The 24815-nt window shown below is 70.9% G+C and carries 21 protein-coding genes; 13 read left to right on the top strand and 8 right to left on the bottom strand.

The features are described from left to right. Positions 1-15 precede the first annotated feature (15 nt). A complete protein-coding gene (locus ACSP50_RS01465) occupies positions 16-4413 on the bottom strand; it encodes a HAMP domain-containing protein (RefSeq protein WP_014687374.1) in 4398 nt (1465 codons plus the stop codon). A gap of 112 nt (positions 4414-4525) precedes the next feature. Here ACSP50_RS01465 and ACSP50_RS01460 point away from each other — a divergent pair, with 112 nt between their 5' ends. The 3 genes from ACSP50_RS01460 to ACSP50_RS01450 all read left to right on the top strand — a co-directional run bounded on the left by ACSP50_RS01460 (position 4526) and on the right by ACSP50_RS01450 (position 7884). Continuing rightward, the gene (locus tag ACSP50_RS01460; RefSeq protein ID WP_014687373.1) at positions 4526-6565 is read left to right on the top strand and encodes a SpoIIE family protein phosphatase; all 2040 of its coding nucleotides are present in this window, start codon (positions 4526-4528) and stop codon (positions 6563-6565) included. Positions 6566-6598: 33 nt separating this feature from the next. Next, positions 6599-7162 (top strand): dihydrofolate reductase family protein, encoded by a 564-nt coding sequence (locus tag ACSP50_RS01455; RefSeq protein ID WP_014687372.1) that lies wholly within the window; start codon positions 6599-6601, stop codon positions 7160-7162. A 107-nt stretch (positions 7163-7269) separates the two neighbouring features. Continuing rightward, a complete protein-coding gene (locus ACSP50_RS01450) occupies positions 7270-7884 on the top strand; it encodes a dihydrofolate reductase family protein (protein ID WP_014687371.1) in 615 nt (204 codons plus the stop codon). A gap of 33 nt (positions 7885-7917) precedes the next feature. Here the strand turns inward: ACSP50_RS01450 and ACSP50_RS01445 are convergent, their stop codons facing one another. Continuing rightward, positions 7918-9045, bottom strand: coding sequence for an FAD-binding oxidoreductase (locus ACSP50_RS01445; protein ID WP_014687370.1), 1128 nt, complete (start codon positions 9043-9045; stop codon positions 7918-7920). A 153-nt stretch (positions 9046-9198) separates the two neighbouring features. On the opposite strand from ACSP50_RS01445, the gene ACSP50_RS01440 reads away from it, so the two are divergent. Next, on the top strand, positions 9199-11274 hold the full coding sequence (locus ACSP50_RS01440) for a S9 family peptidase (RefSeq protein WP_043513336.1): 2076 nt from the start codon (positions 9199-9201) through the stop codon (positions 11272-11274). A gap of 7 nt (positions 11275-11281) precedes the next feature. Here ACSP50_RS01440 and ACSP50_RS01435 read toward each other — a convergent pair whose 3' ends face one another. Beyond that, complete coding sequence (locus ACSP50_RS01435; protein WP_080127695.1) at positions 11282-11536, bottom strand: hypothetical protein; 255 nt, start codon at positions 11534-11536, stop codon at positions 11282-11284. A 185-nt stretch (positions 11537-11721) separates the two neighbouring features. Here ACSP50_RS01435 and ACSP50_RS01430 point away from each other — a divergent pair, with 185 nt between their 5' ends. Continuing rightward, a complete protein-coding gene (locus ACSP50_RS01430; protein ID WP_014687367.1) occupies positions 11722-12222 on the top strand; it encodes a hypothetical protein in 501 nt (166 codons plus the stop codon). On the opposite strand, the gene ACSP50_RS01425 is transcribed toward ACSP50_RS01430, so the two are convergent. Then, positions 12130-12948, bottom strand: a complete 819-nt coding sequence (locus ACSP50_RS01425; protein ID WP_014687366.1) for a L,D-transpeptidase family protein — start codon at positions 12946-12948, stop codon at positions 12130-12132. The two genes, ACSP50_RS01430 and ACSP50_RS01425, sit on opposite strands and share 93 nt — an antisense overlap. 105 nt (positions 12949-13053) lie before the next feature. On the opposite strand from ACSP50_RS01425, the gene ACSP50_RS01420 reads away from it, so the two are divergent. Then, positions 13054-13677 (top strand): CGNR zinc finger domain-containing protein, encoded by a 624-nt coding sequence (locus ACSP50_RS01420; protein ID WP_014687365.1) that lies wholly within the window; start codon positions 13054-13056, stop codon positions 13675-13677. 50 nt (positions 13678-13727) lie between these two features. Further along, entirely contained in the window at positions 13728-14516 is a 789-nt protein-coding gene (locus ACSP50_RS01415; RefSeq protein WP_043510650.1) for a zf-HC2 domain-containing protein, read from the top strand. A gap of 78 nt (positions 14517-14594) precedes the next feature. On the opposite strand, the gene ACSP50_RS01410 is transcribed toward ACSP50_RS01415, so the two are convergent. The 3 genes from ACSP50_RS01410 to ACSP50_RS01400 form a co-directional block, all read right to left on the bottom strand. Further along, complete coding sequence (locus ACSP50_RS01410; RefSeq protein ID WP_014687363.1) at positions 14595-14825, bottom strand: hypothetical protein; 231 nt, start codon at positions 14823-14825, stop codon at positions 14595-14597. A 105-nt stretch (positions 14826-14930) separates the two neighbouring features. Next, positions 14931-15398, bottom strand: coding sequence for a large conductance mechanosensitive channel protein MscL (gene mscL, locus ACSP50_RS01405; protein WP_043513332.1), 468 nt, complete (start codon positions 15396-15398; stop codon positions 14931-14933). 109 nt (positions 15399-15507) lie between these two features. Further along, positions 15508-15861, bottom strand: coding sequence for an STAS domain-containing protein (locus tag ACSP50_RS01400; RefSeq protein WP_014687361.1), 354 nt, complete (start codon positions 15859-15861; stop codon positions 15508-15510). Between the two features lie 166 nt (positions 15862-16027). Here ACSP50_RS01400 and ACSP50_RS01395 point away from each other — a divergent pair, with 166 nt between their 5' ends. The 6 genes from ACSP50_RS01395 to ACSP50_RS01370 are packed head-to-tail and all read left to right on the top strand — an operon-like array spanning position 16028 to position 21661. Further along, positions 16028-16888 (top strand): STAS domain-containing protein, encoded by an 861-nt coding sequence (locus ACSP50_RS01395; protein WP_014687360.1) that lies wholly within the window; start codon positions 16028-16030, stop codon positions 16886-16888. 1 nt (position 16889) lies between these two features. Further along, positions 16890-17315, top strand: coding sequence for an STAS domain-containing protein (locus tag ACSP50_RS01390; protein ID WP_014687359.1), 426 nt, complete (start codon positions 16890-16892; stop codon positions 17313-17315). Then, positions 17312-17716 (top strand): anti-sigma regulatory factor, encoded by a 405-nt coding sequence (locus ACSP50_RS01385; protein WP_014687358.1) that lies wholly within the window; start codon positions 17312-17314, stop codon positions 17714-17716. Before ACSP50_RS01390 ends, ACSP50_RS01385 begins: the two co-directional genes overlap by 4 nt. Continuing rightward, positions 17713-18744, top strand: coding sequence for a SpoIIE family protein phosphatase (locus tag ACSP50_RS01380; protein WP_043513331.1), 1032 nt, complete (start codon positions 17713-17715; stop codon positions 18742-18744). Before ACSP50_RS01385 ends, ACSP50_RS01380 begins: the two co-directional genes overlap by 4 nt. Next, positions 18741-20090, top strand: coding sequence for a sensor histidine kinase (locus ACSP50_RS01375; protein WP_014687356.1), 1350 nt, complete (start codon positions 18741-18743; stop codon positions 20088-20090). Before ACSP50_RS01380 ends, ACSP50_RS01375 begins: the two co-directional genes overlap by 4 nt. Beyond that, positions 20087-21661, top strand: a complete 1575-nt coding sequence (locus ACSP50_RS01370) for a SpoIIE family protein phosphatase (protein ID WP_014687355.1) — start codon at positions 20087-20089, stop codon at positions 21659-21661. The genes ACSP50_RS01375 and ACSP50_RS01370 overlap by 4 nt, the downstream gene beginning before the upstream one ends. A 6-nt stretch (positions 21662-21667) precedes the next feature. On the opposite strand, the gene ACSP50_RS01365 is transcribed toward ACSP50_RS01370, so the two are convergent. Further along, positions 21668-24754: an FG-GAP-like repeat-containing protein gene (locus tag ACSP50_RS01365; protein WP_014687354.1), complete on the bottom strand. Its 3087-nt coding sequence runs from the start codon at positions 24752-24754 to the stop codon at positions 21668-21670. Between the last annotated feature and the right edge of the window lie 61 nt (positions 24755-24815).

Below are 24815 nucleotides of genomic sequence, written 5' to 3'. Positions count from 1 at the left end.
CGTCCCTCCCCACCGTCAGCCGTTCTCCGGCTCGGCGGACTCCTCGGCGTTCACCCAGCGAGCCATCAGGGCGATCAGCTCGTCCAGGTCGACCGGCTTGGTGATGTAGTCGCTGGCTCCCGCGGCGAGAGCCGACTCCCGGTCACCGGGCATCGCCTTCGCCGTCAGGAACACTACCGGTAGATCCCGGAAACGCTGATTGCGCCGGATTCCCCGAGTGGTCTCATACCCGTCCTGGTCGGGCATCATCGCGTCCATCAGCACGATGTCCACCTCCGGATGCTCGTTCAGGATCCGCACCCCGTCCACCCCGTTGTCCGAGTACAGGACGTGCAGCCCGTGCATCTCCAGGGCGCTGGTCAGGGCGAACACGTTGCGCACGTCGTCGTCGACGATCAGCACGGTGGCGCCGTCCAGCTGCCGGCCGGCCGGGTGCACCGCGGCCGGCTCCTCCTGCCGCGGCGCGCCCAGCGGCGCCATCTCCAGCGGCAGGTCGAGCGACGTGGCCGGCCGTGCCGCGACCGCCTTGGTCGTGGCCGCGGGCAGGGCCGGCATCGGGATCGTGTCCGGGGTCAGCGCCTCCGGCATGTAGAGCGTGAAGGTCGACCCCTCGCCCGGCACCGAACGGACCGCGATGGTGCCGCCGAGCAGCGCCGCGAACTCCCGGCTGATCGACAGGCCCAGGCCGGTGCCGCCGTACTTGCGGGTGGTGGTGCCGTCGGCCTGCTGGAACGGCTCGAAGATGATCGCCAGTTTCTCGTCCGAGATGCCGATCCCGGTGTCCCGCACCGCGAACGCGACCACCTGTCGCGCCGAGACCAGCGCCGGCACGTCGTCGCTCTCCGGGGACGGGGCGAAGATGCGCAGCGTCACCGAGCCGTTGTCGGTGAACTTCACCGCGTTGGAGAGCAGGTTGCGCAGGATCTGCTGGAGTCGCTGCGGGTCGGTGACGATCGAGTCGGGCAGGTCCGGTGCCAGCTCCACCTCCAGCCGCAGGCCCTTCTCCTCGGCCTGGGGCACGAACGCCTGCTCGACGTAGCTGCGGATGCCGTCGAAGTCGACCACGTCCGGTTCGACGTCCATCCGGCCGGCCTCGATCTTCGACAGGTCGAGGATGTCGTCGATCAGCGAGAGCAGGTCGGAGCCGGCGCTGTGGATGGTCCGGGCGAACTCGATCTGCTTGCCGGTCAGGTTCCGCTCGGTGTTGTCGGCCAGCAGGCGGGCCAGCAACAACAGCGAGTTCAGCGGCGTACGCAGCTCGTGGCTCATGTTGGCGAGGAACTCGGACTTGTACGTGTTGGCCCGGGACAGCTGCTGCGCCTTCTCCTCCAGGCCGAGCCGGGCCAGCTCGATCTCCCGGTTCTTCAGCTCGATGTTGGCCTTCTGGTCGCTCAGCAGCTTGGCCTTGTCCTCCAGCTCGGCGTTGGTGCGCTGCAGCTCGGCCGACTGGTCCTGCATCTCCCGGGCCAGACGCTGCGACTGGCTGAGCAACTCCTCGGTACGCCGGTTGGCCTGGATCGTGTTGAGCGCCACCCCGATCGTGGCGACCAGCCGCTCCAGGAAGGTCAGGTGGAGTCCGGAGAAGGCGGCCACCGAGGCGAACTCGATCACCCCGAGCATCTCGCCCTCGAACAGCACCGGCAGCACCACCAGGTCGTTCGGCGGCATGGCGAGCAGCCCGGAGCGCATGGTCAGGATGCCGTCGTGGGTGGCCCGGACCCGGATCGTGCGGCGCGAGACCGCGGCCTGCCCGACCAGGCCCTCACCGGGGCCGAAGGTCACTTCATGATCACGAGCGACATAGCCGTACGACGCGGCCAGCCGCAGCCGGATCACCGCCTCCTCGTTGTCGACCAGGAAGAATGCGCCGAGCTGCGCGTCCACCAGCGGCGTCACCTCGGTCATGATCATGCGACAGACCTCGCCGACGTCCCGCTGGCCCTGCAACAGGCCACCGATGCGGGCCAGGTTCGAGTCGAGCCAGCCCTGCTCCGCGTTCGTCTTCGTGGTGTCGCGGAGCGTCACGATCATCTGGTTGATGTTGTCCTTGAGCTCGGCGACCTCGCCCTGCGCCTCGACCGCCACGCTCTGCGTCAGGTCGCCCCGGGTCACCGCGGTGGACACCTCGGCGATCGCGCGCAGCTGGATGGTCAGGGTCGAGGCGAGCTGGTTGACGTTGTCGGTGAGGTCCCGCCACGTCCCGGAAACGCCCTTGACCTGGGCCTGTCCGCCGAGCTTGCCCTCCGAGCCGACCTCCCGGGCGACACGCGTGACCTCGTCGGCGAACGACGACAGCTGGTCGACCATGGTGTTGACGGTGTTCTTCAGCTCCAGGATCTCGCCGCGGGCGTCGACCGTGATCTTCTGCCCGAGGTCGCCCTTGGCCACGGCCGTGGTGACCGAGGCGATGTTGCGCACCTGGGCGGTCAGGTTCGACGCCATGTAGTTGACGTTGTCGGTCAGGTCGCGCCACGTGCCGGCCACCCCGCGCACCTGCGCCTGCCCACCCAGCTTGCCCTCCGAGCCGACCTCCCGGGCCACCCGGGTGACCTCGTCGGCGAACGACGACAGCTGGTCGACCATGGTGTTCACGGTGTTCTTCAGCTCCAGGATCTCGCCCTGGGCGTCGACCGTGATCTTCTGCGAGAGGTCGCCCTTGGCGACCGCGGTGGAGACCTGCGCGATGTTGCGGACCTGACTCGTCAGGTTCGACGCCATCGAGTTGACGTTGTCGGTCAGGTCGCGCCACGTGCCGGCCACCCCGCGCACCTGCGCCTGCCCACCCAGCTTGCCCTCGGTGCCCACCTCGCGGGCCACCCGGGTCACCTCGTCGGCGAACGACGACAGCTGGTCGACCATCGTGTTGACAGTGGACTTGAGCTCCAGGATCTCGCCGCGGGCGTCGACCGTGATCTTCTGCCCGAGGTCGCCCTTGGCCACGGCCGTGGTGACCGAGGCGATGTTGCGCACCTGGCTGGTCAGGTTCGACGCCATGTAGTTGACGTTGTCGGTGAGGTCCCGCCACGTCCCGGAAACGCCCTTGACCTGGGCCTGTCCGCCGAGCTTGCCCTCGGAACCGACCTCGCGGGCCACCCGGGTCACCTCGTCGGCGAACGACGACAGCTGGTCGACCATCGTGTTCACGGTGTTCTTCAGCTCCGCGATCTCGCCCCGGGCGTCGACCGTGATCTTCTGCGACAGGTCGCCCTTGGCGACCGCGGTGGAGACCTGGGAGATGTTGCGGACCTGGGCGGTCAGGTTCGCGGCGAGCTGGTTGACGTTCTCGGTGAGGTCCCGCCACGTCCCGGAAACGCCTCTGACCTGTGCCTGTCCGCCGAGACGACCCTCGGTACCGACCTCGCGGGCGACGCGCGTCACCTCGTCGGCGAACGACGAGAGCTGGTCGACCATGGTGTTGACGGTGTCCTTGAGCTCCAGGATCTCACCCTGAGCGGCCACCGTGATCTTCTGCGACAGGTCGCCCTTGGCGACCGCGGTGGAGACCTGCGCGATGTTGCGCACCTGACTCGTCAGGTTCGACGCCATCGAGTTCACCGAGTCGGTGAGGTCCTTCCAGGTGCCGGCCACGTTCGGCACCTCGGCCTGGCCGCCCAGCTTGCCCTCGGTGCCCACCTCGCGGGCCACCCGGGTGACCTGCTCGGCGAACAGCCGCAGCGTGTCGGTCAGCCCGTTCATCGTGTCGGCGAGTTCGGCGACCTCGCCGCGGGCCGACACGGTGATCTTCTGCGACAGGTCGCCGCGGGCCATCGCGGTGGCCACCTGGGAGATCGAGCGCACCTGGTGGGTCAGGTTGGAGGCCATCAGGTTCACCGAGTCGGTGAGGTCCTTCCAGGTGCCGGCCACCCCGCGGACGTCGGCCTGACCGCCCAGCTCACCCTCGGTGCCCACCTCGCGGGCCACCCGGGTCACCTCGTCGGCGAACGACGACAGCTGGTCGACCATCGTGTTCACCGTCCGGCCGATCCGCAGGAATTCACCGCGCAGCGGCCGGCCGTCCATTTCCAGCGCCATGTGCTGGGAGAGGTCACCCTCGGCCACCGCGCCGACCACCCGGGAGATCTCGGTGGTGGGCCGGCCCAGATCGTCGATCAGCGAGTTCACCGAGCGCACGCTGTCGGCCCAGGAGCCGTCCAGCCCCTCCTCGTCCAGGCGCTCGGTCAGCCGGCCGTCGCGGCCGACGATCCGGCTGATCCGCCGGAGGTCCAGATTCTGCCGTTCCTGCAGCGAGACGACCTCGTTGAAGGCCTCCGCCACGGCCCCGGCGGCACCACCGCGGCGGGGCAGGCGGACCTTGAGATCACCGCGCCGGACCCGTCGCAGGGCGTCCGCGAGCTCACCGAACAGAACGGTCTCGTCGGGCCCGCCGACGCTGGCTTCTTTGGCCGCAGTCATGCTGTCCTCACTCGCTGTCCACCTGCCGGGCTACCTATCCTCTCTCGCCCGACCGGGTCAATGCGAGAGACGACTTTGTGCATACACCCACCCTCGGGAGAGGATGCATGCTGTGCCAGCCGAGGTCGGAACCAGGACGAGCGTCCCGTCGGGAGCGCCGACCGGCACCCTCGTGCGCAAAGCCCGCCTGCCCAACGACCGGCGCACCCCCGCGGCGGCGCGCGCGCTGGTCCGCTCGGTGCTCGAGGAGGCCGGGCTGGACGGCCTGCTCAACGAGGCTCTGCTGCTGACCACCGAACTGTCCACCAACGCGGTCGTGCACGCCAACACCGACCTGGACATCGAGGTCACCGCCGATCCGGCCGGGCTGACCGTGACGGTCACCGACTTCGCCCCCGGCCCGGTCGAGCAGCTCGCCGTCGGCCCCAGGAACGAGAGCCCGGACATCGGCGAGGTCGCCGAGCGCGGCCGCGGCCTGCTGCTGGTCGACCACTTCGCCAGCCGCTGGGGCACCGTGCACGAGGGCGACGGCAAAGGCGTCTGGTTCCACCTCGACCATCACGCGCCGGACGGTGGCGACGGGTCCCGGATCCCGCCCCCGTCCGACGCGCCCAGCCTCGGCGCGCTCACCGCCCTGCTGCGCAGCGGCTCCGACCGGCAGACCGACGAGGGCCTCACCGAGCTCGCCGCCGACCTGCTCTCCCGGCTGGCCCGGCTGACCGGCGCGGCCGGCGGGGTGCTCCGGGTCGACCGCGGCGACGGGATGGGCCGGCAGCTGCTCGCCCGGTACGGCCGGGCCCCGCGGGACAACGCCGACACCATCCGCGTCCCGCTGACCGTCCACCGGCCCTACTCCGGCGAGCTGGAGCTCGACGCCGCCCCGGTCGGCTACGCGCAGACCCTCGCCGTGATGGTCGCCGAACGCTTCTCCCTGCACCTGGAGAACGACCGGCTGCGCCGCGCCGACGTCCGCCGGGCCACCTGGATCACCTTCCTCGCCGAGGCCAGCGAGCTGCTCGCCCAATCCCTCGACGTCAACCTCACGATGGCGCTGATCCCGCAGCTCGTGGTGCCCCGGCTCGGCCAGTGGTGCGCGGTGCACACCACGGACGCCTGGGGCCGGCTGCAACTGGCCGCGGCCACCCACGCCGAGGAGGCCACGCTGGCCCACCTGCACGCCTCGCTCGCCGAGTCCGGCCCGGAGTCGATCCTGGCCCGGCTGGAGGAGGCGTCCCGGCTCGGCACCCAGGTGATGTTCGGCGCCCCGCTGGAAGGCTTCGCGGTCCCGCTGGTCGCCCGCGGCTCGCGGCTCGGCACTCTCGCCGTCGGCCGGCACGTCAAGCACCGGCACGACGCCGACGAGGTGGCGGTGCTCGAGGACGTCGCCCGGCGGGCCGCCCTGGCCATCGACAACGCCCGGATCCACGACGAACGCCGCAAGGTCGCCCGCACCCTGCAGGCCTCCCTGCTGCCGCCGGCGCTGCCGCACGTCGAGGGCATCGGCTTCGCCGCCGAATACGTGCCGACCGGCTCCGAGGTCGGCGGCGACTTCTACGACGTGATGCCGTTCGGCACCGACCAGTGGCTGGTCGTCGTCGGCGACGTCTCCGGCAAGGGCGTCCAGGCGGCCACCGTGACCGGCCTGGTCCGCGACGTGATCCGGATCCTGGTCGACGACGGCAAGTCGCTCACCGAGATCCTCGACCGGGTCAATCGCACGCTGGTGCAGCGTGGCGGCGGCCGCTACTGCACCCTCGCGATGGCCTCGGTCACCCGCCGGCCCGACGGCGGCCTCGGCGTCTGCCTGCACCTGGCCGGGCACGACCGGGCGGTGCTGGTCCGATCCGAGGGCAAGGCGTCCTTCGTCGGTGCGGGCGGCACGGCCCTGGGCCTGCTGGAATCGATCACCTCGCCGAACGTGGAGGTCACCCTCGGGCCGGCCGACTCGCTGATCTTCTACACCGACGGCGTCACCGAACGCCGCCGCGGTCGCGAGCTCTTCGGCTCCGCCCGGCTCCGCGAGGCCGCCGCACCCCTGGCCGGCTATCCCGCGGATGCGATGGCAGCCCGCCTGCGCTCCACGACGATCAACTTCTCGGTCGAGGAGCCGCGCGACGACATCGCCATCCTGGTCCTCCGCAACGACGCCTGATTTCTGTCGTACCCCGGTGGCAGGGTCTCGGGCATGACGACGCAGTACTACACCGCGACCACGATCGACGGCTACATCGCCGACGAGCACCACTCCCTGGACTGGCTGTTCGAGGTCGACGACGGCGGCGACGCGAATCCGTTCGGCGCGTTCTTCGCCGATGTCGGCGCCTTCGCCATGGGCGCGACCACGTACGAGTGGGTCCTGGCCCACGAGAACGTCGTCGCCGAGCCGGAGAAATGGCTGTCGCCCTACGGCGACACCCCGGCATGGATCTTCACGCACCGCGATCTGCCCCGCGTCCCCGGCGCGAACCTTACTTTCGTACGCGGTGACGTCACCGCCGTGCACCGACAGATGGCCGCCGCCGCCGGCGACAAGAACATCTGGCTCGTCGGCGGTGGCGAGCTGGTCGCCTGCTTCGCCGACGCGGGCCTGCTCGACGAACTGATCCTCGGCGTCGCCCCGGCCACCCTCGGCGCCGGCGCCCCGCTGCTCCCCCGCCGCCTCACCGCGAAACGGCTGACCCTGACGTCGGTGAGCCGGCTCGGGCAGTTCGCCAATCTGCGCTACTCGGTCGGCCCACCGGCCTCCTGATCGATTCGCCGGTCACCGCGCGGCAGTGTGATCGATCCGCCGGTGGGCCCACCGATCTCCTGATCGATCTGCCCTTTTTGTCGCCGTCGGCGTGGCATGGTGTTGGCATGGCGAAGACGCAGTACTACACCGCCACCAGCATCGACGGCTACATCGCCGACGAGTCGAACTCGCTGGACTGGCTCTTCGAGGTGGACGAGGGCACCGAGAACCCGTTCGGCGAGTTCTTCGCCGGCGTCGGCGCGTTCGCCATGGGTGCGACCACCTACGAGTGGGTGCTGAAGAACGACAATCTGCTGGAGGAGCCGCAGAACTGGCACGACATGTACGGTGACGTGCCCTGCTGGGTCTTCACCCACCGTGACCTACCGCCGGTCCCGGACGCCAACGTCTTCATGATCAGCGGCGATGTCCGCCGGGTCCACGAGGCCATGCTGGTCGCCGCCCAGGGCAAGAACGTCTGGCTCGCCGGCGGCGGCAACCTGGTCGCCCAGTTCGCCCAGCAGCACCTGCTCGACGAGATCATCCTCGGCATCGCGCCGGCCGTCCTCGGCACCGGCACCCCGATGCTCCGCCACAAGATCGGCGTCGACGAGCTGATCCTCACCGGTGTCCGCGAGGTCGGCCAGTTCGCCTACCTCACCTACGCCGTCGGCGACGTCGCCCGCATGGGCCGCCATCTCGCCGCCGAAGCGGCCACCCTGCTCCCCGCCCGTTTCTGACCACCGTTTACGCCGCTGTCGGGTGGGAGCTGATCAGAACAGGTCGCGCGGTGTAGCCATCGGCAGAGCGACGGCGAGAGCCGGCGGGGCCGAAACCACCACGATCTTGCCACTGCGGGCCATCAGCACCTGGTCCACCCCGTCGACGATCTCGGCCAGCCGCCGCGCCGGCAGGCCCGCCGGGAGCACCGCGTGCACCGTGCCGAGGCCGGCCGAACCGCGCAGCGGCACCGGCACGCCGCAGGCGTCCCGCAACGCATACGTCACCGCCTGCAGGCCCTCCGGCGGCACCGAGATCCGCACCGCGACGTCGCCGGCCCCGAACGGATACCGCCCCCACCAGGGCGGCCCGTGCTCGACCACGGCCGCCTCGGGGCCCCAGACCTGGCCGAGTTTCGCCGCCCGCCCGGCCACCGACCCGGTGTCGCCCTCGATCAGCACGGCGACCGTGCCCTCGGCGGCGCCCGGCAGGTCCACCTCGATCGCGCTGGGCTCCAGGTCCTGCTCGACCGCCTGCTCGACCAGCTCCGCGACGCCGGCCGGGGTGGTGACCGAGCGGCCGACCCAGCGGCGCGTCTCGGGCAGCGGGTGCAGCCGCAGCACCGCCGCGGTGATCACCCCGCGGATGTTGGCGATGCCGGGCCGCCCGTTCTCCCCGTCGGTTTCGAGCTCGGCGCCGTCGGCCTCGGCGTACATCACGCTCAGGGTCTGATCCGCCGGGCTGCCGTAGCGGTGGGCGAGGGGACCGGCCTCGTTGACGGCGAGCATCCCGCCGACCGTGGCGCCGGGTGAGGGCGGGTCGACGGCCAGGCGCTTGCCCTGCAGGGCGAGGGCGACCCGGACCGCGGCCAGCGACGTGCCCGCCGCCACGGTGGCGGTGGCGCCGTGGTGGTCCCACATCCCGTTCAGCCGCCCGGTGTCGATGATCAGATCGAGTCCGGCCGGTGGCGTACCCCAGTCGATCTTGCTGCCGGAACCGCGCGCGCGGACGCTGAGCCCGCGTTCGGCGGCGAGGCGCAGAGCCGCGCCGGCGGCGCGGCCGGTGGCCGGGACCGCGACGTGGCCGGCGCGCTGCCCGCCCACCCGGTCCACCGAGCGCGCCGGGCGCGCGAACCCGGGGCCGCAGATGTCCACGAGCGCATCGAGAAGGGAATCAGTCACGTCCGAAGCCTCCCCAGACCGGAGCGTAGAGCTGAAGGAAGATCGTGGAGCTGAAGATCGTCCACTCTGGCACATCGTACACATGTTCGAATGACCGAGGTCCAGGTGTGTAACGAACTCATCCCGGACCGATCCACCGGTAACGTGGTGCGGGTGACGACCGAATCGCCCGCCGGCCCACCGACGGCCCGCCTGGCCCCCTCCGAGCGCACCCATCACGGCGACACGGTCACCGATGAGTACGCCTGGCTCATGGACAAAGAGGACCCGGCGACGATCGCCTATCTGGAGGCGGAGAACGCGTGGACCGAGACGGCCACCGCGCACCTCGCCGACCTGCGCGAAAAGGTATTCCAGGAGATCAAGGGCCGCACCCAGGAGACCGACCTGTCGGTGCCGAGCCGCAAGGGCGGGTTCTGGTATTACACCCGCACCGAGGAGGGCAAGCAGTACGGCATCCAGTGCCGTGTGCCGGTCCGCCCGGGCGAGACCGACCCGCCGATGGGCGACGACCGTCCCGGCGAGGAGGTGCTGCTCGACGGCAACCTGCTGGCCGAGGGGAAGGATTTCTTCGCGCTCGGCACGTTCGATGTCAGCCCGGACGGCAACTGGCTGGCCTTCTCGACCGATTTCGACGGCGCCGAGCGGTTCACCCTGCGGGTCAAGGACCTGCGCACCGGTGAGGTGCTGGCCGACGAGATCCCGGACACCTTCTACGGCAGCGCCTGGTCGGCCGACGGCAGCGTGCTCTTCTACATCACGGTCGACGAGGCGTGGCGCCCCGACCGGGTGCACCGGCACTTCGTCGGGCAGCCCGCCGACCGGGACGCGGTGGTCTATCACGAGACCGACGAGCGGTTCTGGGTCGGCGTCGACCTGACCCGCAGCGAGAAGTTCATCGTGATCGACGCCCAAAGCAAGATCACTTCAGAGGTACGCGTGATTCCGGCCGACACCCCGGACGCCGAACCCGTGGTGATCGCCGAGCGCCGGCAGGGTGTCGAGTATCAGATCGAGCACCACGGCCACCGGTTCCTGATCCTGCACAACCGGGACGCCGAGGACTTCGCGGTCGCCTACACCTCGGTCGACGCCCCCGGGGACTGGGTCGAGCTGATCCCGCACCAGCCGGGCACCCGCCTGGAGTCGGTCGACGCGTTCGCCCGGCACATCGTGATCTCGCTGCGCCGGGACGGGCTGACCGGCCTGCGGGTGATGGGCGACGGCAGCACCGACGCGTACGACATGGATTTCCCGGAGCCGCTCTACAGCGTCGGCCTCAGCGGCAACCCGGAGTACGACACCTCCGCGATCCGGATCACCTACACCTCGCTGGTGACCCCGGATTCGGTGTACGACGTCGACCTGGTCACCCGCTCGATGACGCTGCGCAAGCAGAAGCCGGTGCTCGGCGGTTACGACCCGGCCGGCTACGAGCAGTTCCGCGAGTGGGCCACCGCACCGGACGGCACCCGGGTCCCGATCTCGATCGTGGCCCGCCGGGGTGTCCCCCGGAACGGTTCCGCCCCGGCGGTCCTCTACGGCTACGGGTCGTACGAGCACAGCATCGACCCGTACTTCTCGATCGCCCGGCTCAGCATGCTCGACCGCGGTGTCGTCTTCGCGATCGCGCACGTCCGCGGCGGCGGTGAGATGGGCCGCCGGTGGTACGAGGACGGCAAGATGCTGGCCAAGCGGAACACCTTCACCGACTTCGTCGCCTGCGCCGAGGCCCTGATCCGCAACCGCTGGACCAGCGCCGACCGCCTGGTTGCGCGCGGCGGCTCGGCCGGCGGCCTGCTGATGGGCGCGGTCGCCAATCTGGCCCCGGAGTCGTTCGCCGGGATCGTCGCCGAGGTCCCGTTCGTCGACCCGCTGACCTCGATCCTCGACCCGTCCCTGCCACTCACCGTCACCGAGTGGGAGGAGTGGGGCAACCCGCTGGAGTCGGCCGAGGTCTATGCGTACATGAAGTCGTACAGCCCGTACGAGAACGTCGCGAAGCTGCCGTACTCGAAGATCCTCGCGGTGACCAGCCTGAACGACACCCGGGTGCTCTATCACGAGCCGGCCAAGTGGATCGCCCGGCTGCGCGCGGTGGTCCCGGACGGCGAGTTCCTGCTGAAGACCGAGATGGGCGCCGGTCACGCCGGCCCGAGCGGCCGCTACGACTCGTGGAAGGAAGAGGCCTTCGTCCTCGCCTGGATCCTCGACACCGTCGGCGCCTGAGGACGGTTCAGGATTCGGCGCTCAGGTCGGTGAGCATCGGCTCGGTTGAGGTCGGCCGCTCGGGAGCGGCCGGCCTCAGCAGGCCGAGGAGCAGGAACAGCGCGACCACGTCGGTGCCGAGGACGACGGCGATGCAGAGCATCGGGACGCTCGGCGCATGGTGCGCCTGGAGGGCGGCCAGTCCGGCGGCGAGCACCGCGACCACGGTGGCGGCGGTGAGGACCGAAACGGACATCCGGCCACGCGGATCGGGGCTGGTCACCTCCGGGACCGTAGTCGGCCGCGCCGAGTCGTAGGGGGTACCCGGACGGGGTAACCGGGTCGTGCGAAACCCGGCGGCGAACTGGCCAATGTCGCCACTAGGGTGTGTATTCGCTGGTCAGAGCGCCTGCGGCGTGCAAGTGTCGGTGAGGCGGAATGGGGCCGCCCGGGGATCGGAGTATTCACGTGACGGGGTGGGACGAGGGGCAGCTGGCGGCCGGGTTCCGGTCGATGGTCATGTTGTCCGCGCTGGTGGAGCGGGGTGGCCGGCCGGCTCCGGTGGCGCCGACCGTGCGGCTGCGGCCCGCCGAGCGGCAGTACGGCTGGTTCCCGGCCGACGTCGACGGGGACGGCCGCCGGGTCGTGGTGATCACCAGCCAGCGGCTCATCGTCGGTGACCGGGAGTGGTCCCTGCGGTCGATCACCGGGGTGGACAGCGAGCCGCGCGACTGCACCGTGTCGTTGCGGCTGCGCGGCCGGCCGGCGCCGCTGGTGCTCAGCGGGCCGTGGGTGCCCTGGCTGGGCGTCGTGATCTGCGCCGAGCTCTACCAGCCGGTGGCGCAGCACGGTGCGCAGGTGCCCCGGCAGCGCGGCCTAGTACACCCAGACCTTGGTCTTCAGCGGCAGCGCGTCGTTGTTCCACATCCAGTTCATCGCGGCGATCGACACCCGGGCGCAACCGTGTGACGCGGCGTAGGGCGGGACACTGTTCGCCCCGTGCACGGCGATCCCGCCGTTGAAGTATTTGGGCCGCCACAGCAGCCCGAGCGGCGCGTTCCGCCACCCGTCGATCTCCCGGCCCACGGTGAACCTCCCACGGGGGGTGTCGGCCAGGAACCGCCCACCCTTCTGCTCGTAGTACCGGTTCGATCCGGTCGAGGTGTTGAAGATCTGCGTGATCCGGCCGCCGTCGACGAGCAGGAGCAGTTGCCGGTTCAGGTCGATCTCGACGACCCGCCCCTTGGTCGACCGCGCCGCCGGGCGCACCCCGGCGTCCAGCGCCTTGAGCGTTTTCGGTCCGACGGTGCCGTCGCGGCCGATGCCCGCCGCTTTCTGCAGCGCATAGACGGCCTGCTGAGTGCTGTCGCCGAAGGTGCCGTCCGCCCCGCCGTTCCAATAGCCCAACTCGGTCAGCCGCCGCTGTACCGCCAGGACGTCACCGCCCTTGGCGCCGACCTTGAGTTTCCGCGGCGCCGCCGGCGCCGACACCGACGGGCCGGGCACGACCGAGGCGGACGGCTCGGCGGAGGCGCTGGGCGCGGTCGATTGCCGCGGGGGTACGCCGGTGGCAGTGCCCGGCACACCGGCGGTGCCCTGCGCGCCCGTCGGGCCGGTGCCGCGGCCGGAGTCGCAGCCGGCGATCAGGGTCAGCGCGGCCACCGTCCCCAGCGTGGCCGCCAACAGTCTGCGCACGCCGCGCCTCCCATCGATCGCCTTCCACCATTGTCCACCCGCCCAGGTGGGTGATCTCCAAGCCGGCGGGCCGAGCCGTGAAAAAGAGTCAAGTACTCTTCGGCTATGTCGTGGAAGGCGAGCGCCCGGCACGGCGTGCGGGAGGCGCCCGGAGGCTTCGCGCTCATCCAGGAGCTGCTGAACACTCGCGCGGCGATGTCGTACGGCCCTGACCTGCTCGGAGTCGTCGAGGACGCCCAGTGGTGGGTGACCGACGCGCTGGGCACCTGGTCCCGGACGTCCGGCCTGCCCGCCCCCACCCTGCTGCTGTCCGCCACCGACCTGCGGTCGCTGCGCCGGCTGCGGTCGGCCTTCGAGCAGGTGGTGCTCGCCGGGGCGAACCAGGAGCCGCCCGGCGCCCTGCCCCCCGCCGACGTCCCGGTCAGCCTGGCGCCGGACGCGGCCGGCTGGGTGCGGGTGGTGCCGACCGGCCGGGGCACCCGCTGGCTGGCGTCCGCGCTCTGGGCCGAGGCGCTGCTCGCCCAGCAGGCCGGCCTCTGGCCGCGGCTCAAGCTCTGCCACAACACGGTCTGCCGGGCCGCGTTCTTCGACACCTCGCGCAACAACAGCGGCGTCTGGCACGACGTCAGCACCTGCGGCAACACGGCGAACCTGCGCGCTTTCCGGGAGCGGCGCCGCCTGCTCGGGCACAGCGAGGAGCTGCAGGTCGACGACCACCACCACCGCTGACCCCGGACATCGCCGGGAACCATTCGCCGGTCCCGCGCGACTATGGATGCATGGCGTGTGAACGGTGGCGCGAGATGCTGTCCGCGCAGTTGGACGGCGAGGACGATCCGGCCCTGCGCCCGCTGGTCGACGAGCACGTGTCCGGCTGCGCGGGCTGCCGGGCGTGGCTGGATGCGGCCGCGGCGGTCAACCGGATGACGAGCACCGGGCGGATGCCCGACGTGCCGGATCTCAGCGCGTCGATCCTGGCCGCCCTGCCGCCCTCGGCCCCGGCCCGACCGGCCCCGGCCCGGTGGTGGCGGCGACTCCCGGTGGCGGCGCTGCTCTACGTGTCGCTCGCGCTGGTCGGCGCGGTCCAGATCATCCTGGGGCTGGCGCAGATCGGCGGTGACTCGGCCGCCGGGCACGTGCACCTGGGCCTGTCCGCGACCCCGGGCCACCTGTGGAACGAGTCGGCCGCCTGGAACGCCGCGATCGGCGCCGGATATCTCTTCATCGCGCTGCGGCGGACCCGCCCGGTCGGCCTGGTGCCGATGCTCACCGCGTTCGTCGCGATGCTGCTGCTGCTCTCGCTCAACGATCTGACCGGCGGCCGGGTGGACGTCGCCCGGCTGGTCGGGCACGGCTTCGTGATCGTCGGCTATCTGCTGGTGGTGGTGCTCTCCCGGGGTGCCGGCGACACCGCGCGGCCGCCCGGCGCACGGGCCGGTGCGGGCTGGCGCCTGACCGGCGCGGCCGAGGACGAGCCCGGGATCGCGGCGCCGCACCGCCCCGGCCTGCGGCTGGTCCCGCCGACCGGCCCGCTCACCGCCCACCACGACGATCAGCAGGCCGCGTGACAGGACCTCGCCGGAAACCGGAACGCCGACTTCGGTGGCCGGCCTCGCCCGACGGGTACACGGGCCGTCGCGCCGGCCTCACCGGGGCGGTCGCACGGACAGCTCCCGCCACTCGTCGGGCCCGTTGAGCAGGGCGCGCACCATGTCGAGGGCGGCGTCCTCCGAGTCGTACTCGAAGAAGTGGGACGTGCCGTCGGAGCCCCCGGCACGCTGCTCGACATACCACTGGTCCCCATTGGTACGGAGGTAGACGTCCTTCCGGGCGAGACGTCCCCATTTACCGTTCCACCAGTGCTTACGCTGCTCCATCCCGGCACTGTATCGAACATTTGTTCGAACCGTGCCGGGAGGGCCGATCTTTTCACCGACAGCGCAGTGGGGCGACCCCCGGCACCGACGCGGCGATCATCGAAGTCAGCGCGGCGGGTCCTGGCGACGCTGCAGCACCTCGTCCACCGCGCTTCCGTACACCTGTCCCTGGGTGTTGCCGCGCCCGGCGGCCGCCTGCGCCACCAGCGCGTCACGGATCTCGGTGAGCAGCTTGACCTCTTCGCTGGGGCTCTTCGGCGGCGGCTCCTCGCCCCGCCGGCGCCGCTCGGCGAGCACGTTGAGCGGGTAGACGACGAGGAAGTAGAGGACCGCGGCGGTCAGCAGGAACGTGATGGCCGAGTTGATGAAGGTCGCGTAGTCGAACTTGACGCCGCGGATCTTGAACGAACCCGCATCCATCCCGTTACCGCCACTGATCACCTGGATGAGCGGCTTCAGGAAGCCGTTCGTCAGGCTGGTCACCACGGCGGTGAAAGCGGAACCGATGACCACACCGACGGCAAGGTCGACGACGTTGCCGCGCATGATGAAGTCTTTGAAGCCTTGGAACATCTTCTTCACGGGCACTCCTGGGGGCCGAAGCTAATCCCGGCCACAGTTTCCCGTCACCGGTCGGCGACAAACTACGCCGACCGGCCCCGCGAAGGCGACGAGACTCGCGTCAGTCGAGCGCGGGTTCCTCAGCGGTGACCGCCTCGTCGACCGTCGGATAGGTGTGCAGCACCTCGACCAGCCCGCTGACCTCGAGGATGCGCAGCACCCCCCGCTGCGGCGCGGCCAGCCGCACCGTCCCGCCGGCGTCGTCGGTGCTGTTCTTCGCCCGGACGAAAACGGACAGCCCGGTGGAGTCACAGAACGAGACCTCGGCCAGGTCGAAGACCAGCCTGGTCCGGCCCTTCTCCAGCAGATCACTGATCTGGTCCTGCAACTGCGGCGCGGTGGCCATGTCGAGCTCACCGGCCACCGACACGACGACCATGTCACCGCGTTGTTCGGTCTGCACCGTCAAGGACATTCGGGACCCTCCTGTTATTGCTGAACGGTACTCCACGTACCGGGACGTCGCGCGCCGTGGGAGGCAGGCCTTGACCTTGTCCATTAGTTGGTCTACAGCAATTAACGGACACCCTGATGGTAAAGTCCGGCCGTTGCGCACGGATCGTGTGGTGGGGGAGGCAGCGGTGGCGCTGAGTCCGGATGAGTCGGGTCGCTTCGCTGACCTGCTCAAAGAGCACGCCGACGGGCTGGTCGCCCGCTGGGCGGTGCTGGTCGGGGTCAGCTTGCAGGGCCGCATGAGCCGGCCCGAGTTGGAGCGGCAGACCAGGGACTTGCATAAGGGTTTCCAGCAGGCGCTGGCCGCCGGCGCGCAGGACCTCGGCGACGAGGCGGCCGGCGAGCTGCGGGCCCAGCTGAGCGAGCTGTCCAGCAGCCGGGCCCGGCAGGGGTTCTCGGCGACCGAGACGGCGGTCAGCGTGTTCGCGCTCAAGGACGCGGTCCTCGAGGTGCTCGGTGATGCCGGTGACGACGCGCACACCCTGCGCGGCTACGTGGCGTTCTCGGCGTTCGTGGACCGGGCCGCCCTGTTCACCTTCGACGCCTATGTGCGGGTCCGCGAGTCGCTGATCGCCGATCAGGCCGAGCAGCTGCTGGAGCTGTCCACCCCGGTGGTCAAGCTGTGGGAGGGTGTGGTCGCCGTCCCGCTGGTCGGCACGCTGGACTCGGCCCGCGCCCAGGTGGTGATGGAGCGGCTGCTGCAGACTCTGGTCGACACCGGCTCGCCGTACGCGATCATCGACATCACCGGTGTCCCGGCGGTCGACACCCAGGTGGCCCAGCACATCCTGAAGACGGTGGTGGCCGCCCGGCTGATGGGCGCCGACTGCATCATCTCCGGCATCCGCCCGCAGATCGCGCAGACCATCGTGGCGCTCGGCATCGAGTTCGGTGACATCGCCACCAAGTCCTCGCTGGCCGACGCGCTGCGTTACGTGCTGGGCCGCAACAGCTACAAGGTCGTGACGGCCAAGCGGACGGAGCGCTGACGTGGAACGCGTCCCGGTCCTGAAGATCGGCGACATCCTCCTGGTCTCCATCCAGATCGACATGGAGGACCAGACCGCCCTGCAGCTGCAGGAGGATCTGGCCGAGAGGATCGTGGCCACCGGCTGCCACGGTGTGATCATCGACATCAGCGCGCTGGACATCGTCGACTCGTTCGTCGGCCGCACCCTGGCCACCATCGCCTCGGTCTCCCGGGTGCTGGACGCCGAGACGGTCGTGGTCGGCATGCGTCCGGCGGTCGCGATCACCCTGGTCGAGCTGGGCCTGTCACTGCCGGGGATCCGGACGGCGCTCAACGTCGAGCTGGCCATCGAGATGCTGGCCCAGAGCCGGGCCGTGACCATGGGCGAATTCGACGACGACGAGGACGAGGACGAAGCCGACCAGACGGCGGTAACCGCGCCGTGAACGAGGAGAGCCGGCGGATCCCGGTCACCACCGACCAGGACGTGGTGCGTGTCCGGCAGCTCGTGCGCACCGTCTCCGTCGAGGCCAAGCTCTCCCTGGTCGACCAGACCAAGCTGGTCACCGCGGCCAGCGAGCTGGCCCGCAACACCCTGGTCTACGGCGGTGGCGGCGAGGTCGAGGTGAGCCGGGTGCGCAACGATCTGCGGGCCGGCATCCGGATCGTTTTCTCCGACCAGGGGCCGGGTATCGCCGATCTCGACCTGGCCCTGACCGACGGCTACACCACCGGCGGCGGGCTCGGCCTCGGGCTGAGCGGCGCCCGCCGGCTGGTCGACGAGTTCAGCATCGAAACCGCAGTGGGCGAGGGTACGACCATCACCGTGACCAAGTGGTGCCGATGACTGGAGGAACGGTGGCTCTCGTACCCGAAGGACTTCTCGACGAGGGAGTCTGGTTCCGGGTGGAGGCCGCCGGGACTGCCGCCGCCGTCCGCCGCGCCGCGGAACGTCTCGCCGCCGAGCTGGCCATGCCGGAGCGCCGGATCGCGGATCTGTCGATCGTCGCCGCCGAGATGGCCGGAAATCTGGTCAAGCACGCCCACCAGGGCACCATTCTGGTCCGCACGGTCCGCACCGCGGAGCAGGCCGGCGTGGAGCTGATCGCGATCGACAGCGGCCCGGGGATGTCCGACGTGCCGCACGCGTTCGGCGACGGCCATTCCACCGCCGGCACGCTGGGCATCGGGCTGGGAGCGATCCAGCGGCAGGCCGGCCGCTGGGATCTGCATTCGGTCCCGGGCCGGGGCACGGTGCTGGCCGTGCAGGTCTGGCCGGGAGTGACGCCACCGCCGGCCTGGGCGTCCGGGCTGACCCGGCCGATCACCGGGGAGACGGTGTCCGGCGACGCGGTGGCGATCCGCGAGATGGACGGCCGCCGGCAGATGCTGGTCTGCGACGGACTGGGGCACGGCGGGCTGGCCGCGGCCGCCTCCCGCGAGGCGGTCCGGGTGTTCCGGGAGACGCCGGCGACGTCACCGGCCGCGATCGTCGAGGCCTTGCACCGGGCGATGGGACACACCCGCGGCGCGGCGCTGGCCGTCGCCGACCTGGATCCGGCGACCCGTCAGGCGCGGTATGCGGGGCTCGGCAACATCGCCGGCACCATCTTCAGCTTCGAGGGCACCCGGCGCGGCATGATCTCGATGCCCGGCATCGCCGGTCACCAGCGCCGGCAGATCCGGGAATACGAGTATCCGCTCCCGCCCGACGGGTTCGTGCTGATGCATTCGGACGGCGTGGTCGACCGCTGGAACCCGACGGACTATCCCGGTCTGCTCACCCGGTCGCCGGAGTTGATCGCGGCGACCGTGCTGCGTGACGCCGGAACCCGCCGCGACGACGCCGGCGTTCTCGTGGCCCGGCTGCCATGACCGCGAGCGAGCCGCTGATGCGCATGCGCCTGCGGGTCGAGCAGGACATCTTCGCGGTCCGGCAGTTCGGTCGGGAGGTGGCTCGCGCGGTCGGGATGGAGTCGCAGGACCAGACCCGGCTGGCGACGGCACTCAGCGAGGTGGGCCGGGTGTTGCTGGCCGCCGGCACCCACGCGGACGTGACGTTCACCGTGGAGCCGTACGGGGTACCAAGTCTCCAGGTGACAATGGCACATTCGGCTCCGGACTCGGTGTCCTGGCTGACTGGACAGTTGCAGCAGGTCGGCCGCCTGGTCGACACGATGGAGGTCGACGATGGCGGTCCCGGTACGACGATTCGGATGGCGCGGCGCCTGCCGGTCGGCGCGCCGTTCCTGACCCCCGACCGGATGGACGAGATCCGCGCCCGCCTGGCCCAGCATGTGCCGGGCACCCCGCTGGACGAGCTGGGTGTGCAGAACCAGCAGCTGATCACCGCCCTCAACGAGGTGCGGGCGCAGCGTGACGAGCTGGCCCGGCTGAACGCCGAGCTGGAGGAGACGAACCGCGGCGTGATGGCGCTCTACCACCAGCTCTCCGACGAGCTGGAGGAGACGAACCGCGGCGTGGTCGCGCTCTACGCCGAGCTGGACGAGAAATCCGTGCAGCTGCGGGCGGCGAGCGAGGCGAAGAGCCGGTTCCTGGCGAATGTCAGCCATGAGCTGCGCGCCCCGGTGACCGCGATCATCGGGCTGGGCCGGCTGATCACCGACTCCTCCTCGGACGACCTCACCGAGGAGCAGAGCCGTCAGATCGAGCTGATCCGCACCTCCGCCAGTGACCTGCTCACCCTGGTCAACGGCCTGCTCGACCTGGCCAAGGCGGAGGCCGGCCGGATCGAGCCTAACTGGTCCGCGGTCGATCTGAAGGCGGTGTTCGGTCAGCTCCGGGGCACCCTGCGACCGCTGGCCACCCGGCCCGAGGTGCGGTTCGTGGTGGACGAGCCGGCTGTGCCGACCATCCACTCCGACGAGGTGCTGCTCGCCCAGGTGCTGCGCAACCTGCTGACCAACGCGCTGAAGTTCACCGAGACCGGCACAGTGCGGCTGAGCGTGCGGCGCACCGGCGACGACGCGGAGTTCACCGTCTCGGACACCGGCACCGGTATCCCCCACGAGCTGCAGGAACGCATCTTCGAGGAGTTCTATCAGGTGCCCGGGAGCAAGCCGGTCAGCGGCCGCGGCACCGGTCTGGGCCTGCCGTACGCCCGGCGTCTGGCCGGGATCCTGGGTGGTGGCCTGCGGGTCGACTCCACCCCCGGCGAGGGCAGCGTCTTCACCCTGCAGCTGCCGATCGGGCCGGCATGACCGAGCTCGCCCGCGTCGAGAGACTCGTCCAGGGCCATGTGAAAGCCACCGTTCTCGTCGTCGACGACAGCGCCACCAAGCGTTACCTGCTGGTCAGCTGGCTGACCCGGGCCGGTTTCACGGTGATCGAGGCGGAGACCGGCGGCGAGGCGCTGCGCAAGCTCGGCGAGGACCTGGTCGAGGCCGACCTGGTGGTGCTGGACGTGAAGCTGCCCGACATGAGCGGTTTCGAGGTCTGCGAGCGGATCAAGACCGATCAGCGGTACGGCGTTCTCCCGGTCATCCACGTGTCCGCGCACGCCGTGGACGTCAACGACCGTACCCAGGGCCTGAACCGGGGCGCGGACGCCTACCTGGTCGAGCCGATCGAGCCGGACGAGCTGATCGCGACCGTGCAGGCGGTGCTCCGCTACTACCGGGCCCGGCAGCGGGCCGAGCTGCTCGCCGCGCGCCTGGTCCGGCTGGCCGAGACCACCCTCGCGATCAACTCGGCGTCGACCCTGCCGGCGCTGCTGGAGGCGGCCGCGGTGGGTGCGGCGGACATCTTCGGCGGGCCGGTGGTGGTGGTCGCCGAGACGTCGGAGGGGGAGAGCCTGGCCGCGGCGGGGCCGCCCCTGGGCGTACGAAAGTGGGCTGTTCCGCATCATCGGGTGGCGGTCGGTTCGCTGGTCCGCACCGATGAACCGGCCGACTGGGACGTCGTCGACTGGCCGGCGGGCGAATCCGTCGCGGTGGCCGCGGCCCGGCTGCGGATCGACCGCCCGCCGGTGTACCTGGCCGTCTCGGGCAGCACGCAGACGCCCGGTTTCCCGGTGTTGCGGCAGCTCTCCCAGGCGGTCGCGGCCGCCGTCGAGGCGCAGCGCTCGTTCGACGAGGAGCACCGGATCGCGGTCACCCTGCAGCGCAGCCTGCTGCAGTCGACGCTGCCCCGGGTGCCCGGCGTCGAGATGGCCGTGCGGTACGAGCCGGCCGGCGCGCAGACCGAGGTCGGCGGCGACTTCTACGAGCTCACCGTGCTGGACGGCAAGCTGCTGGTGGCGATCGGCGACGTGGCCGGCCACTCGTTGCACGCCGCCACGGTGATGGCCGAGGTCCGGCACGCGGTCCGGGCGTACGCGGTGGAGGGTCACTCCCCGGGCGCGGTGCTCGGCCTGACGAACCGTTTCATGCGCACCGTGCTGCCGGCCGACTCGGCCACGCTGTGCCTGTTCACCCTGGACCCGGCGACCGGCCGGATCCGGATGGCCTCGGCCGGTCACCTGCCCCCGTTGCTGCACGTCGACGGCGAGGTCCGCTTCCTGTCCCCGCGCGGCGCGCTGCTCGGTCTGGACGCCCCGGAACGCACCGAGCTGGAGCTGGAGCTACCCCCGGGCGGCACGCTGGTGCTCTACACCGACGGTCTGATCGAACGCCGCGACGCCGACATCGACGAGGGCCTGCGGGCCCTGGCCGCCTGCGCCGCCGATGTCGAGCCGGATCTGGACGCGTTCTGCAGCCGTCTCCTGACCCGCCTGGGCGGGTCAGGAGACCAGGCCGACGACATCGCGGTCGTCGCGCTGCGCCGCGCTTGATACCGGCTAGAACAGACCGGCGTACGTCTGGTAGCCGCTGCCGATCCGCTCCGCCGCCCCGAACGTGCCGGCGTCGGTCCCGAGGAAGCGGTACAACTTACCGCTCGCATCCCGGGCCAGCAGATCGTTGAGACCGTCCAGATTGAGGTCGCCGATGCCGAGCACGACGTTGTACGCCTTGAATCCCGACCCGATTCGGGTGCTCGCCCCGAAGGTGCCCGTGCCGGTCCCGTACTGCGCGTACAGCCCGCCCCTGCCGTCGATCAGCAGCAGGTCGGCGTGGCCGTCCCCGTCGACGTCTCCCGGGCCGATTAGACGGAAGCCCTGGTAGGAGCCGCTGAGCGGGACGCCGTTGGTGAAGCCGCCCGTGCCGTTGCCGGCATACCGCAGGACCTTGCCGGTCCTCGCGTCCCGGGCCAGCAGGTCGGTGATCCCGTCCCCGGTCACGTCGCCCGTGGTGATCAGCGTGTCGAACCGGTTCCAACCGGTGCCGATCTTGACCACCCTGTTCCGGTCGGAGCCGAAGTAGTCCTCGCCGAAGCCCAGGTGGGCCCAGAGCACCCCGTTGCCGGTGCGGGCCAGCACGTCGTTGTTCCGGTCGCCGTTGATGTCGCCGTACGGGACGAGCGCGGAGATCTGGCTGTTCCCGGTGCCGAGGTCCCAGAATTCGGAGATGTACTGGTAGACCAGCGAGCGGCGATCGGCGTACGCGTGCCACCACGCGCCGTTGCCCTGCGGGTCCACCGACAGCATGGAGGGCATGCCGTCCAGGCCGTAACTGTGGAGTCTCGGGCGCTCCCCGTCGAGGTAGACCGGCGATCCCGCGATGTCATGGCCGACGCCGTCGGGGGTGGTCACCACCAGGTTGACGCGGTACCGCCCGGCGGGCGCCGGCGTCTTGTCGGCCAGGTATCCGTCCCAGGCGAGCCGGACCTCGCCGGTGCTCGCCCCGCCGTTGAGCGTCATGACGACCTTGCCGGAGTGCAGTTCGGCGATCTCCGCGCGCCACGAGGCGACCGGGCGGCTCAACGTGTACTGCCGGACCCACGGGCGGTCGTGGTCGTGGTAGACGACGTCGGCCGAGGTGGTGCTCCGGATCACCGTCGGCGGCCGCTCGACCACCGCCGGGTCGATCACGTGGGCGGCACCGGCCGCGTCCACGTAGGCGACGTTCCCGCTGTACTTGTCGACGGCCCAGGTGATGTTCCGGTCGTCGGCCGGGGTGCCCCGGTCCAGGGTGCCGAGGATCGCGGTCTTCGGCGCGCCGCGCAGGGTCACGTCGTACGAGATGAGCCGGCCGGTCGCCGCGTCGTGCCGGACCGCGTAGCCGTCGCCGAGCAGATACCGTCCGGCCGGCAGCGGATGGTTGATCCGCTGCGGCACGTCGTAGACGCCGGCCGGGCCGGCGACGCCGCACGACCAGAAGACGAACCGGCCCGCGGCCTGCAGCTCGGACGGGGTGCAGGCGGCGCCGATCGAGATCGGGGCCGCGGTCTTCCCGGTGGTCAGGTCCTTGGACCGGATCTGGCCGGCGCCGGCGGTCCACAGCGTGGCGTAGTCGAGGGCCGCCGCGGTCACCGCCCGTTCGGTCCTGGCATCCGGGTTGGCGGTCGGAATCACGTACTGCTTCGCCGGCGAGGTGGTGTTCACGATCGCGTAGTCGTCGGAGACGTCGACCAGGCTGCCGCCGCCTCCGGCCAGTACGAGGCTGAACCCGCCGCTGGCGCCGTCGGCGAACCGGACCGTGGTGGTGGTCTCGGTGGAGCTGGTCCAGCCGGTGCCGTATCGGTTGCCGTCCATGGTGCGCACACAGGTCACGTCGGCCGCGCACGAGGTCACACCGGTCATCGTCGGGCCGGTCACCGGCAGCCCGGTGAGACCGGGGATGAGCTCATGGTTGCTGAAGTCGTAGACCGGGCTCTCGAACGGCCGGGCGCCGGCCCGGACGTGCCGCAGCTGCCCCCGGCTGATCGTGATCCCGGCGCTGAAGTTCGTCCGCACCTCGGACATGACCGGCTGCACCCCGTCCGCGGTGATCCGCTGCACCGCCCAGTCGGCAGCGCCGGAGCCGCCCACCAGGAGGGCGCCGCCCGGAGCCGTGGCCATCGCGTACGGGTTGCTCTGGCTCATCGGCAGAACGGTCCGCTCACTGCCGTCCGCGGAGATGAGCCGAGCCGGCGCCCGGTTGTCCGCGGCCGAAGCCCGGACCAGCATGTCGCCGCCGACCAGGGTCAGGTACGGCACGGAGGGCACCGTGATGACCGCCGGGTCGGTGGCCGTGCCGGCCGTGATCGCCGCGCGGGAGAACACCCGGACGGTGTTCCCGCCGCGGAAACCGAGGTGGGTGGCGGAGAGCAGGATCTGGTTGACCGTCCCGAAGGTGAACTGCGGGAGCAGCGAAACCTTGCCGCTGGTGAAGTCCAGCAGCCCGAGCCGCTGCCATTTCACGCCGTCGGTGGTACCGGAGAAGCTCACCAGGAAGGTGGTCGAGTCGAAGACCGTGCCCGACCCGCCGGAAACGGCGGTACCGTCCGGCACACCGGTGATCGGAATCGTCGTGTACGTACCGTCGGCGGCGAACTTCCGCAGCTCCAGTGGGCCTGCCGTGCCGAGCCGGACCAGCATCGTCCCGGCCGAGTAGGCGAGCTTGGTGCCGTCGGTCGGCAGGGTCGGGTTCGACCAGGTGCCGGCGGCCGCGTCGAAGATGGTCAGCGACCTGTCGTCGCTGTGCCCGGCGACGTCGGTCTTCACCCAGATCCTGTCGCCACCGGCCCAGGCCAGCGCTGGTGCCGTGAGGCCGGCCAGCTCGGTGACGACTCGGGTCGAGCCGTCCGCGTAACGGGTCCACAGCCAGGTCGACGTGGCCCAGGACGAGCCGCCGTACTGGTGCAGGAAGCCGGTCTCCCCGGCCAGGACGAGCGAGTCGACCGGGAAGTCGGTGCGCGTCGGGTAGGCCGGGACGACCGACACCTCGGACGGTTGCGGCAGCGCCACGGTGGCGTGCGCCGGGGTGACCGGGAGTGCCGTGAGGCCGGCGGCGGAAAGGGCGATGCAGCCGGCGGCAGCGAGGCCGCGTCGAGCCGCAGTGGACATGGGTTCATCCCCCGATATTGATCTTGAGACAAGCATGTGGACGAGGCCTCCGCCCGCGCGA

It is taken from the genome of Actinoplanes sp. SE50/110 (assembly GCF_900119315.1).
GTDB lineage: Bacteria > Actinomycetota > Actinomycetes > Mycobacteriales > Micromonosporaceae > Actinoplanes.
Note: the sequence above shows the minus strand (reverse complement) of the source record. Positions and strands in the feature narration are given on the sequence as shown.